Origin of the sequence: Rahnella sp. PAMC25617, from assembly GCF_050606005.1 — a bacterium.
Lineage (GTDB): Bacteria > Pseudomonadota > Gammaproteobacteria > Enterobacterales > Enterobacteriaceae > Rahnella > Rahnella variigena.
The window spans coordinates 88,107-100,338 of record NZ_JBOCUM010000014.1; the positions used below are offsets into that span (position 1 = coordinate 88,107).

Annotated in this window: 13 protein-coding genes; 6 read left to right on the top strand and 7 right to left on the bottom strand. The window is 51.2% G+C overall.

Going from position 1 to position 12,232, the window contains the following annotated elements; genetic code table 11:
• Positions 1-24: 24 nt before the first annotated feature.
• Positions 25-528, bottom strand: a complete 504-nt coding sequence (tpx, locus tag ACM615_RS17685; RefSeq protein WP_112288479.1) for a thiol peroxidase — start codon at positions 526-528, stop codon at positions 25-27.
• Between the two features lie 136 nt (positions 529-664).
• On the opposite strand from tpx, the gene ycjG reads away from it, so the two are divergent.
• Positions 665-1,642, top strand: coding sequence for an L-Ala-D/L-Glu epimerase (gene ycjG, locus ACM615_RS17690; RefSeq protein ID WP_431012247.1), 978 nt, complete (start codon positions 665-667; stop codon positions 1,640-1,642).
• A 133-nt stretch (positions 1,643-1,775) separates the two neighbouring features.
• On the top strand, positions 1,776-3,410 hold the full coding sequence (locus tag ACM615_RS17695) for an ABC transporter substrate-binding protein (RefSeq protein ID WP_129638171.1): 1,635 nt from the start codon (positions 1,776-1,778) through the stop codon (positions 3,408-3,410).
• Between the two features lie 107 nt (positions 3,411-3,517).
• On the opposite strand, the gene ACM615_RS17700 is transcribed toward ACM615_RS17695, so the two are convergent.
• Positions 3,518-4,720, bottom strand: a complete 1,203-nt coding sequence (locus ACM615_RS17700) for an MFS transporter (RefSeq protein WP_159282484.1) — start codon at positions 4,718-4,720, stop codon at positions 3,518-3,520.
• Positions 4,721-4,834: 114 nt separating this feature from the next.
• Here ACM615_RS17700 and ACM615_RS17705 point away from each other — a divergent pair, with 114 nt between their 5' ends.
• The 3 genes from ACM615_RS17705 (at position 4,835) to ACM615_RS17715 (ending at position 7,903) form a co-directional block, all read left to right on the top strand.
• Positions 4,835-5,782, top strand: a complete 948-nt coding sequence (locus tag ACM615_RS17705) for a LysR family transcriptional regulator (protein ID WP_181955581.1) — start codon at positions 4,835-4,837, stop codon at positions 5,780-5,782.
• A gap of 176 nt (positions 5,783-5,958) precedes the next feature.
• Positions 5,959-6,942 (top strand): zinc transporter ZntB, encoded by a 984-nt coding sequence (gene zntB / locus ACM615_RS17710; RefSeq protein ID WP_129638173.1) that lies wholly within the window; start codon positions 5,959-5,961, stop codon positions 6,940-6,942.
• A gap of 298 nt (positions 6,943-7,240) precedes the next feature.
• Positions 7,241-7,903 (top strand): hypothetical protein, encoded by a 663-nt coding sequence (locus ACM615_RS17715; RefSeq protein WP_431012248.1) that lies wholly within the window; start codon positions 7,241-7,243, stop codon positions 7,901-7,903.
• Positions 7,904-7,989: 86 nt separating this feature from the next.
• Here the strand turns inward: ACM615_RS17715 and ttcA are convergent, their stop codons facing one another.
• Positions 7,990-8,925 carry a tRNA 2-thiocytidine(32) synthetase TtcA gene (gene ttcA, locus ACM615_RS17720; protein ID WP_120162891.1) on the bottom strand — a complete coding sequence of 312 codons (936 nt, stop codon included), beginning with the start codon at positions 8,923-8,925 and terminating at the stop codon, positions 7,990-7,992.
• Positions 8,926-9,324: 399 nt separating this feature from the next.
• Here ttcA and ACM615_RS17725 point away from each other — a divergent pair, with 399 nt between their 5' ends.
• Positions 9,325-10,566 (top strand): diguanylate phosphodiesterase, encoded by a 1,242-nt coding sequence (locus tag ACM615_RS17725; protein WP_132964001.1) that lies wholly within the window; start codon positions 9,325-9,327, stop codon positions 10,564-10,566.
• Positions 10,567-10,653: 87 nt separating this feature from the next.
• Here the strand turns inward: ACM615_RS17725 and ACM615_RS17730 are convergent, their stop codons facing one another.
• The 4 genes from ACM615_RS17730 to ycgZ all read right to left on the bottom strand — a co-directional run bounded on the left by ACM615_RS17730 (position 10,654) and on the right by ycgZ (position 12,067).
• Positions 10,654-10,911, bottom strand: coding sequence for a biofilm development regulator YmgB/AriR family protein (locus ACM615_RS17730; RefSeq protein WP_112290109.1), 258 nt, complete (start codon positions 10,909-10,911; stop codon positions 10,654-10,656).
• A 115-nt stretch (positions 10,912-11,026) separates the two neighbouring features.
• The gene (locus ACM615_RS17735) at positions 11,027-11,323 is read right to left on the bottom strand and encodes a biofilm/acid-resistance regulator YmgB/AriR (protein ID WP_259275053.1); all 297 of its coding nucleotides are present in this window, start codon (positions 11,321-11,323) and stop codon (positions 11,027-11,029) included.
• Between the two features lie 19 nt (positions 11,324-11,342).
• Positions 11,343-11,636, bottom strand: coding sequence for a hypothetical protein (locus ACM615_RS17740; RefSeq protein ID WP_112290113.1), 294 nt, complete (start codon positions 11,634-11,636; stop codon positions 11,343-11,345).
• A gap of 191 nt (positions 11,637-11,827) precedes the next feature.
• On the bottom strand, positions 11,828-12,067 hold the full coding sequence (gene ycgZ, locus ACM615_RS17745) for a regulatory protein YcgZ (protein ID WP_129638179.1): 240 nt from the start codon (positions 12,065-12,067) through the stop codon (positions 11,828-11,830).
• Positions 12,068-12,232: the final 165 nt, after the last annotated feature.

Sequence of the window (12,232 nt, forward strand, 5' to 3'; positions counted from 1 at the left end):
ATCTGTTGCCTGTGAAAGCAGAAATTACTTCAGCACAGCCAGCGCAGATTCATAATCAGGTTCAGTGGTGATTTCGTTCACCAGTTCGCTGTACAGCACGTTGTCCTGACCATCCAGAACCACAACCGCACGGGCAGTCAGACCAGACAATGCGCCATCGGTGATGCCCACGCCGTAGTCAGATTTGAAATCACCACCACGCAGGGTAGACAGCGTAACAACGTTAGACAGACCTTCTGCACCGCAGAAACGTGACTGCGCGAATGGCAGATCAGAAGAGATGCACAGCACGACTGTGTTCTCAATTTCACCCGCCAGCTGGTTGAATTTACGCACGGAGGTGGCGCAGACGCCGGTATCAATGCTTGGGAAAATGTTCAGGACTTTACGTTTGCCTGCGAAGCTGCTCAGGCTGACATCAGAAAGGTCTTTTGCGACCAGGCTGAAAGGCTTGGCGACGTCGCCTTTTTGTGGGACTTTGCCCGCAACGGTTACCGGGTTGCTCTGAAAGTGTACTGTCTGGGTCATGATTATTTCCTATGTCCATTGGAGTCAAACGGCTTTCAGTTTAGGGTAACAATGCTATGTTGGATATAGAATATTTGTTAATTACTTGTATCTATTGATTGTATCCCACAAGGCGCATTTCACTATTGGAGACGCTATGAGAAGTGTTCGCTTTTATCCGGAAGCCTGGCCGTTACATACGCCGTTTGTGATCTCCCGCGGAACCCGCACCGAAGCCCGCGTTGTGGCAGTTGAAATCGAAGAAAATGGCATTCGCGGGATTGGCGAGTGCACGCCATATCCGCGATATGACGAAAGCGAAAGCTCCGTGATGGCACAAATCGCCAGCGTGATAACAGCCATTGAGCGGGGTGCCAGTCGCGAACAGCTGCAACATCTGTTGCCAGCGGGCGCTGCGAGAAACGCGCTCGACTGCGCGCTGTGGAATCTGGAATCTCAGACCCGCGGCCTGAATTTATGGCAACTGACTGCTACCGAACCCCTGGCTTCAATCAGCATGGCGCAGACTGTGAGCATTGGCACGCCGGAAACGATGGCACAAGCCGCGCTGGCGCTGCAAAAGCAGGGCGCCACATTGCTGAAAATAAAACTCGACGATCGTCTGATCGCCGAACGGCTGGTGGCTGTTCGCGCCGCCGTTCCGAATGCTTCGCTGATTGTCGATGCCAACGAAGCCTGGCAAAGCGACGGACTGGCGGCGCGTTGTCAGCTGCTGGCCGATCTGGGCATTCTGATGCTCGAACAGCCACTTCCGGCAGGTGAAGATTCCGCGCTGGAAAACTTCATCCATCCTCTGCCGATTTGTGCAGACGAAAGCTGCCATACCGTGGAGGGTTTGCCTGCCCTGAAAAATCGTTATGACATGATCAACATTAAGCTGGACAAAACGGGCGGTCTGACTGGCGCACTTCAGCTGGCGCAGGCGGCGCGTGAAACGGGATTCGATATCATGCTTGGCTGCATGTTGTGCACTTCGCGCGCGATTCGCGCGGCACTTCCGCTGACCGCCGGCGCAAAATTTGTCGATCTCGATGGCCCGACCTGGCTGGCGCAGGATGTCGAACCCGCGCTGAAGTTTCATTGCGGCGGCATTGATATTGCCGGTTCTGCCTGAATTTTATCCCCAGATAATGCGGTTTTGTGCGCGAAGGCAAATCTGTAATGATTTCTTATAGGGGATTACGGCAGGTAATGATAAAACTCCTGAATGTTTCAGGGCGCAGCCCTTTGTCCGTTCAGGAGAATTTATGCCGCAGGGAAAATCATTTCCGCTTTTATCTTATTCCGTATGCGCTGCGCTGGTGGCGCTGACTTTCGGTCAGGCTAACGCCGCTCAGGTTCCCGCCGGTACCCAACTCGCCGCAAAACAGGAAATTGTCCGTCACATTAAAGACGAACCCGCGTCGCTTGATCCTGCGAAAGTGGTGGGTTTACCTGAGGCACAGGTCGCCCGCGATTTGTTCGAAGGGCTGGTGAATCAGGACGCGACCGGTAAAAGTATTCCGGGCGTCGCCGAAAGCTGGCAAAACCAGAACAACCAGGTCTTCCTTTTCACCCTGCGCAAAGATGCCAAATGGTCGAACGGTGATCCGGTCACGGCGCAGGATTTCGTCTACAGCTGGCAGCGTCTGGTCGATCCTAAAGGTTCCGCGACCGGTGCCTGGTTCGCTGCGCTGGCCGGAATTTCTAACGCCGATGCCATCATCGCCGGAAAAATGCCGGTGGATAAACTGGGCGTGACCGCCGTCAGCCCGACGCTTTTACGTGTCACGCTGGATAAACCCGTACCGTATTTTGTCAGCCTGCTGGCGAACTTCAGCCTGTTCCCTGTGCATAAAGCTACGGTAGAAAAGTTTGGCGATGACTGGACTAAACCGGGCAATCTGGTCGGTAACGGCGCGTATGTGCTGAAAGACCGCGTGGTGAACGAAAAACTGGTGCTTGAGCCCAATCCGCATTACTGGGATCACGCGCACACCGTGCTGACCAAAGTCACTTTCGTGCCGATCAACAAAGAGTCCAACGCCACTAAGCGTTATCTGGCCAACGATATTGATATCACCGAATCCTTCCCAAAAGACCAGTACAAAAAGCTGATGCATGATTTACCGGGCCAGGTTTACACGCCATATCAGCTCGGCACTTACTATTACGCTTTCAACACGAAGCGCGCACCGACAGACGACGCGCGCGTTCGCAAGGCGCTTTCCCTGAGTATTGACCGTAAAATCATCGCGGAAAAAGTACTGGGCACCGGCGAAAAACCGGCGTGGCGTTTTACCCCCGACGTCACCAGTGGTTTCAAACCCGCGGAAAGCGAGCTGCAACAGTATTCACAGGAAGAGCTGAATGCACAGGCAAAAAGCCTGCTGGCGGCGGCAGGTTATGGCCCGTCAAAACCGTTGCATCTGACGCTGCTGTACAACACGTCTGAAAGCCATCAGAAGATTGCCATCGCCGTCGCATCAATGTGGAAAAAGACGCTGGGTGCGGACGTGAAGCTGGTGAATCAGGAATGGAAAACGTATATCGACAGCCGTAATACCGGCAATTTTGATGTCATCCGCGCTTCATGGGTCGGAGATTACAACGAAGCCTCGACGTTTCTGTCGCTGCTGACCTCCACGCACAACGGAAATATCAGCAAATTCAGCAGTGCGGATTACGACAAAGTCATTGCCGATGCCAGCCGTGAAACCAGCGAAGCACGGCGCAATGATGATTACAATAAGGCCGAGCAGATCATCGCCACAGAAGCGCCGATTGCGCCGATTTATCAGTACACCAACGGGCGCTTGATCAAACCGTGGGTGAAAGGATACCCGATCACCAATCCGGAAGACGTCGCTTACAGTCAGGAAATGTACATCCTGAAGCACTGACAGATATCCGGAGTAGCTGATATTTGGGGTAAAAGTCAGGGTAGATTCCCGTTATAGAAAAGCGCCCGCTGCACATAACAGCGGGCGCTTTTATTTTATCTCATTACTCAGCTTTTACGGCTGAACAGACGAACCAGTAACGCGGCACCCGCGGCGACGGTCGCCAGCAGCACCACGCCTGACCAGCCACCGGCTTCCAGTGCTTTACTGCCAAGTGCTGCGCCCGCTGACATACCGATAAACACCACGGTGAACAGCAAGGCGTTCAGTCTGCCGCGTGCCGCCGGTTCAAGGCCGTAGACCAGAGTCTGATGCGCAACCAGCGTGGCCTGAATACCTAAGTCAAAACCGACAGCGCTCAGCACAATCAGCGCCAGCTGGGCGTGTGGCGACAACAGAGGCAGCAGGAACATCGCTGCGAAAGACACCATCACCAGCGCGGAACCCATCTGAGTCACCCGTGCCGGGCCTTTCTTATCGGCTAACGCACCGGCCAGCGGCGCCGCTAAAGCACCGGCAGCGCCCGCCAGTCCGAACGCACCGGCTACTGCGCTGCCCAGATGGAACTGTTCATTCAGCATAATCGCCAGTGTGGACCAGAAGGCACTGAACGCCACCGACAGCAAACCCTGAGCCAGTGCCGCATGGCGCAGCGTTTTGTAGTTCTTCCACAGGCCAAACATCGAATGCAACAAACCGGCATAACTGATGCGCGTATCCGGTGTGAAACGCGGCAGAACCCGCCACAGCGCCACGCCAGTCAGTGCCACGCTGAGTGCCGCCAGCTGATACATCACCCGCCAGCCAAAATACTCGGCGACAAAACCGCTCAACACCCGCGAGAGCAGGATCCCGACCAGCAGGCCGGTCATCACCGTACCGACGGTTTTACCGCGCTGCGCGGGTGGCGCAAGGTGTGCTGACGCCGGGACGATATCCTGCGCCATGGTTGCGCCAACGCCGGTGATCAGACTCGCTACCAGCAGCCCGTGAATACCCGGTACAAACCCGCAAAGCAGCAGGGCGACAGCCAGCAAAATACTTTTCAGCAGGATAATCGTGCGGCGGTCATGACGGTCGCCCAGCGGAATGAGAAACAAAATGCCCAGTGCATAACCGGCTTGTGTCAGCGTAGGGATCAAACCGACCGATGTGGTACTGGCGTTCAGATTACTACCCATGATCCCGAGCATCGGCTGACTGTAATAAATCGATGCGACGCTCAGTCCGGCACCGGCGGCCAGTGTAAATATGATCTTGCCGGAAAGTGCTGAGCCGCTAACGTCTGATGTACTGGTGAGTTCTGACATAACGTAATTTCCTGATGAATGAGTTCGTAAGGTGGTGCGCGCTGAAAGCATTCTTCACGGAACTGGTTATAAGTGGTAGCCTGCACAAAGGTAAAACAGTTATACGTGAGGCGTATGAGCATAACTATCCCAGCGACCGTCACCAGCGGCATTGATCGTATCGATCTGATGCAAACTTTCGTGCGCATTGTCGAAAGCGGCAGCCTTTCCGCCGCCGCCGTACAACTGAGCACCAGCCAGCCGACGGTCAGCCGCCGTTTGCAATCGCTCGAACGCCTGCTGGGCGCGAAGCTGATTCTGCGCACTACGCACGCCATGAAACTTACCGACGACGGTGAGCGCTGTTATGAACAGGCAAAACTGGTGCTGGAGCGCTGGGCGGCGCTGGAAGATCAACTGAGCGGTGCAGGGGATGAACCGGTCGGCATTTTGCGGGTACGTGCGCCGCACGCGTTCGGCCAGGATCAGCTTATCGCACCGTTAACCCGTTATTTGCAGCGTTATCCGAATCTTTCGGTGGACTGGATGCTCAACGACCGCACGCCGGATTTTATCGCCGAAGATATTGATTGTGCGATCCAGGTCGGGAATGTGCCGGATCCTTCTATGGTGGCCATCCTGCTGGCGGAAGTTCCGCGCATTGTGGTTGCGACGCCGGAATTATTACAGGAACATCCGGTCAGACAGTTCAGTGAGCTAAAAGACTTACCCTGGATTTCCCTGAGTACTTTTTATCGTAATGACGTGACGTTGCGTCGTGATAACGACGGGCACATGGAAAGTTGTCCCATCGTGCCGCGTCTGGCGACGGACAGTTTATATGCCGTGCGTAAGGCCGCGCTATCCGGACTGGGGGCGGGTATTGTTTCCGCATGGGTGGTGAAAGAAGACCTTGAAGCAGGGCGTTTGCAGCGCGTTTTGCCCGGCTGGAACGCATTACCATTGCCGGTGTATCTGGTGTATCCGTATTCCAGCTATTATCCGGCCCGGTTACGTAAATTTCTTGAAATGATGCGCAGTGTGATGCCGGAACTGGCAGAAATGCAGGCACCGGGCGGATAGAAATATTCTGCTATATCACGAAACACTAAACCTATTGGCCTTAACACTTTTTTCCAAATCCGGTGGCATGATCTTGCAATGTTTCAGGAGAGTGAATTTCACCTGAACTGACTTTTTGAATTTCAGTCACTTAACGCTAGACTTAAAAAGATAACGCAGAAAAAGCGAGGAATGTCGTGGAAGTTATTAAGGGAAAAGAATTACAGGTTTCAGATGCGGTCTACGCCTTGCAGATGGACGGTCAGGGCGGGGTGAGTAATATCAGTCCGCAGTGCGTCGCCAGCGAAGAAAAACCCTGCTGGCTGCATCTGGATTACACGCTGCCCGCCAGTGAGCAGTGGATTAACAACACGCCGGTGCTGCCCGATACCGTCCGTCAGGCGCTGGCCGGTGACAGCGTTCGTCCAAAAGTAGTGCGCGTGGGCGAAGGCACGTTAATCACCTTGCGCAGCATCAATCTCAATGCGGATTCGCGCCCCGATCAGCTGGTCACTATTCGCGTTTATCTCACCGATAAAATGATCGTCTCCACCCGTCACCGTAAGGTGTTTTCGATGGAGGAAATGCTTGGTGATATGAAATCCGGCAGCGGGCCTAAGAATACCGGACGCTGGCTGGTTGAGATTTGCGATGCGCTGACCGATCAGACCAGTAATTTTATCGAAGATTTGCACGATAAAATCATCGATATCGAAGATGACCTGATGGAACAGCAGGTGCCGGAGCGCGGTCAGATGGCGCTGCTGCGTAAACAACTGATCGTTTTGCGACGCTATATGGCGCCGCAACGCGATGTGTTTTCACGTCTGGCCAGTGAACGTCTGCCGTGGATGAATGACGATGACCGACGTCTGATGCAGGAAATCTCCGACCGTCTGGGGCGCGGGCTGGATGATCTTGATGCCAGCATTGCGCGCACGGCGGTGTTATCGGATGAAATCAGCTCACTGATGGCTGACTCCCTGAACCGCCGCACCTACACCATGTCTTTGCTGGCGATGGTTTTCCTGCCCGCGACATTCCTGACCGGCCTGTTTGGCGTTAACTTAGGCGGCATTCCGGGGAACACGTCACCCTTTGGTTTCGGGATTTTCTGCGCCTGTCTGGTGGCATTGGGCGGTGGCGTAGCGTTGTGGATGAAGAAAAGTCGCTGGTTATAACGCGCTCACTGGCTGCAAAAAAGCAAAAAAAAGCCGGTCATAAGACCGGCGTCGTTCGAATTAAATTTTGCTATGCATTAATTCTAAAAATTTGGAAATAAGACAATATGGAGCACAACGCCCATCGCTTGACGTTGCATTCACCTGCGAAATAGATATTGCACCGATTCCGCGATTCTAATGTTGATTTCGCTCAATCTTTTTGAGGTTTCTCCTCTGTGAAGGGCATCATCAGGCACTTTCGCCGGATTGCGCTCACTTTGGGACAAAACAGGAGTTTGCTTTGCATACCCGGGAAATGATCCAAAAGGCATATCAAAATACCAACAGTAAAACGCTGACTATATGGAATGAGCATCCGGAAACGGGCGCGGTGAGAACGGAACCTTTTTATCATCCGCACCGTCTGGCTATCACCAGCGGCAACCGCGCAGGCCCGTCGATGAGCGGATTACTGGCGGATATCACAGCGGCGGCGCAGGGCGATGTGTTAGCGGATGTCGCACCGCCGGACGGTATGCATTTTACTTTCTTTGCTGTAACGCAGGCGCTGTACGACCGCCCTGAAGATGCGGAAAATGCTGGCGAACTGACTGAGATTTTCAATCAGTATTGTCGTGGACATATTATGCGTATCAGCGACTTGCGACTGATTGCATTGCCGGATCAGTTGCTGCTGGCGGGATTTCCGGATGAGGAAAGTTTGCGAGTCCGTCAGGCACTGGTGGAACACCTTCTCAGCACGCAATGGGCGGGTAAAATACGTGAGCGGTTCCCGAATACTGAGATCCCCCAAATCTTCTGGCACAGCACGCTGATGCGATACGGTGCGCAATATTTGCCGTCGTCTTTACGGGAGTTCTTCCTGCAAAACCAGAATAAAAACTTCGGTTCACTCAGTTTGCCGGTGAAACTGGTCATGACCAACTACAACTGGACTGACACTTTCACGCTGGCCTGAAAACCTGAAGCTCTGGTCTTAAAACCTGAAAATAGAAAAGCCCGCTTAAAAGCGGGCTTACGAGATGCAAAGCGCAGACGTGGAAATTATTTAATTTCTAACACATTCAGACGCTCAACCGGCGCAACGGTTTCATCGTCCTCCGGCTGCCAGCCGACAGGCTGCATCGGAATATCTTCGCGATCAAAGGCCAGATCCCCGCCGTCAATCACTTCACCACCGTGTTTAATTCCTTTGAAATCAAAAAGATTCATGTCATTGAGATGGGAAGGCACCACGTTTTGCATCGCGCTGAACATGGTTTCGATGCGTCCCGGATATTTTTTATCCCAGTCTTTGAGCATGTCGCCGATAACCTGACGTTGCAGGTTTGGCTGCGAACCGCACAGGTTACATGGGATGATCGGGTACTCGCGCGCAATCGCGAAACGCTCGATATCTTTCTCGCGGCAGTACGCCAGCGGGCGGATCACGATGTGCTTGCCGTCATCACTCATCAGTTTTGGTGGCATGCCTTTCAGCTTGCCGCCATAGAACATATTGAGGAACAGAGTTTGCAGAATGTCATCACGGTGATGGCCGAGTGCAATTTTGGTACAGCCCAGTTCGGTGGCGGTGCGGTACAAAATCCCGCGACGCAGACGTGAGCACAGAGAACAGGTGGTTTTGCCTTCCGGAATTTTATCTTTAACGATGGAATAGGTGTCTTCGGTGACAATTTTGTATTCCACGCCCAGAGTTTCCAGATACTCCGGCAGGATGTGCGCCGGGAAGCCTGGCTGCTTCTGATCCAGATTAACCGCGATAAGTGAGAAGTTCACCGGTGCGCTTTGTTGCAGATTGCGCAAAATTTCCAGCATGGTGTAGCTGTCCTTCCCGCCGGAAAGACACACCATAATGCGATCGCCTTCTTCGATCATGCCGAAATCGGCGATCGCTTTCCCCACGTCACGACGCAGGCGTTTCTGTAATTTGTTCAGATTGTACTGAGCTTTTTTATCAACTGATTGAATTTCTGACATTAATAATAACTCTGACTCAAAAAGGGGGCACCAGAAGGGGCTGGCCGACATAGCGCGAGTTCAGCATTTTACATTTCTGTCTGCCGCTGCTCATGTCTTCCGCCCGGACGGCGTTGTGGCGCGTATGATACGGATTACGCCGCCGAATGTCAGCGCGTTTTATAGCTGTCCCTCGTCTAAGCTGATTGCGAAAAGGAGCAGCAAAAGAAAGGCCAAATATTTGCCGGTCAAATAAAGTGAGATTTACAAATCTTCCCCATCCTTAACATTGCTAGCTTTAAAGGGCATTGCCGCCAATTTTACCCTGAAACATAAGCTAAAATGATCGGTTCGGATATTTCCATACAGAAAATTTCTGCTACCCTGATGGTCTTAACCAGATCCTTTTGGAACAGCCCGATGCTTTTAACCCTCGTTTACCGCAGCCACATTAGTGAACATGTACAGTCTGATTCACTGGTCGAAATGGTGTCTCAAGCCAAAGTAAACAATGAACTTTTAGGCATTACCGGGATCCTGCTTTTTGACGGGATGCACTTCTTCCAGCTGCTGGAAGGGGCGGAAGAGGCAGTGGATGCCCTTTACAGTGAGATTTGTAAAGATCAGCGGCATCACAACGTGGTGGTTCTGATGCGCGACTATGCGCAGTCACGCCGTTTCGGCAATGTCGGTATGGAGCTTTTTGACCTCAGACATCATCACGAAGATGAGGTGCTTCAGGCGGTGCTTGATAAAGGAACGTCTAAATATCAGCTCACTTATGAAGACAGGGCGCTGCAATTTTTATGTACTTTTGTGCAGGCACGTGAGAAGGAAAATTATCTCGAAATCCTTCCTGCGGATTCCTGGTCTTTCATCGCTGATGAGTCCCTGAAACCAGAAGTAGAATTTATCTTTCCTGAAATGCAGGACTACAATTTTGCATTCCAGCCGATAGTCGATCCGCTCAGCCGCGAGATAATCTCTTATGAGGCGACAATACGCGGGCCGGAAGGCGGTTCAGCGATGGAGTATTACTCCCGGCTGTCCGGAACAACAATCTACGAGGCAGATCTCAAATCCAAAAAGCTGGCTTTTGCCATGGCGCAGAAAATGGGGATCAGCGACAAAACGCTTTCTATCAAACTTTTGCCTATGACACTGGTGATGGTGCCAGATGCTGTGGAGTCTCTGGTTAATGACATCACAGCAAGTGGCCTGGTTCCTGAACAGATTGTGGTGGCCATCACCGAGAACGGCGTCATTACCCGTGAAGACAAGTTTTCTACCGCGATGAAACAGCTGAAAGCTTCAGGAATGCGTCTGGCAATTGACGATTTCGGGGCAGGTTCCGCCGGATTGTTGCTGCTGACTCAATGCCAGCCAGACAAAATTATGATTGATCGCAATATGATTTGTGACATTCATACCAGCGGACCTAAACAGGCCGTCGTTCAGGCAATTATCAGATTCTGCTCTTCGTTAGAAGTCTCAGTCATCGCAACAGGTGTTGAAAAACCAGAAGAGTGGATGTGGCTGGATGCGGCAGGAGTGTGTAATTTCCAGGGCGAATTATTTGCTGAGCCAAGACTGAAGGGCACGCCGGTAATTACCTGGCCGGAAGTCACCTATGAATACCAGTCGGGCAATCAGGCTCTCTGAGAACTTGTCATCAGCGCATAAGTGATAAATGAATGAGCCCGGCAAATGATATTTGCCGGGCTCATTTCATAATACGTTGCTGTTAATTTATAAAATATCATCATCAGGTGTGCGGTAGACAACATATTCAAGTGCTTCCAGGTAGACATCCTGCTTACCTGCATCACTTTCCTGTTCAATCTTCTGAATCAGACAAAGAATAATATCTTTATGAGTAACTACTTCTTTTTGTTTTTTTAAGTTTTGATAAAGACGGATGACCGTTTCGTTTTCAACCAGAAGTTCAGGGTCTTCTGCCAGAATATAATCAGCCAATGTTACATGAGTATAAGACACATCTTGCATTTTGATACTCCCCGCTTTTGTTCTTCAGAACCGGTTATTTGAAAGATTCCGCGCCCGTCTGTGACTACTAAGACTAAGCGCGAAGCGAATAATAGAGCAGACCCTTGTTCAGGGATCAGAACCCGGCATCATCGGGCGTCATGCCCACGACCATTTCCAGTGCGCCGCGCAGAATATCCAGTTGCACAACATCTGATGTGGTTTCAAGCTGATTGATCAGATGCATGATGATGGCTTTATGGGTTACCGTACCTTTCTTTGCCAGAATCAGACGAATTGCGGCACCCAGAACTTCGGCTTCACTGGAGTAGAGTTCGCTCACTTTAGAAAATTGTTGAAAAATCCCTGTTTGATTGACTGCGTCTGTCATCGACTGAGATGAGTTTGATACCATCGAGTCGTTGTGGCTCACGGCACACTCGTTTGATGTATCAATGTTTTTTCTGGTCATCGGACGGCCCTTCAGTATTGAAAAAGTGTCGTACATTGTCGACGTCCCGTACTTCATAACTGACACGCGCACGCTTATCAGCCTGATCGTGGCGCATCTCATTTATGATCTGCTCCAGGGCGCTTTTTCGAGTTAAGTTCTCAGCATTTACAGCCATAAACTGTAACTGCTTAATGAGTCTGTCGATTGAAATTGGACTTTTAGATTTAAGTAAGGATATTACTGCCTCACCAATCAGCTTGTCCGTTAACTTTTCTTCATTACTTCTATACATATTATCAGCCTCTGAATATACGCTGACCAAAGGTCTTGGACAGATTAGCTTCAGGTTCAGAGTTATTACTTCAAACCACCAGGAACTACAACATCGGGAATAAAGTATTGGTAGGCTATGAATTAATCAAGCCCGCATAATATGTCAAACCGAAATTCTATGAAGCCAATCTTTACTTAAATCTCAACAAATCATGAGTCACGCTCAAGAACCAGACGGATTAGCTTCATATAGTGCTTTTCCTCTTCTTCGCTGCCAGCGGATTCAACACGATTCAACAGTTTTGAACACAACGCCTTGCGATTAAGGTTCTTGCCTGCTTCCAGAATTTCAACCACAACGCGTCCCATTGTTTCCTCTTTAGAAAAGCCCTGACCGTATAACGAAGGGGAGGCCTCCGGAGACAATCCATCGTGCTTGGTCTGACGCATGACATATCCTCTTGTTAAAGTGTGCGTAGTTAATGATTACTTGTGTGACTATAAAGTTATACAAGATGCACAAAGTTGTACAGGTATTTTTAGGAATAATGGATACTAATGCAGAATATTCTTAAGCGGTTTTTAGCTGAATCGGGGCAGTTCTCAGTCGCCTGA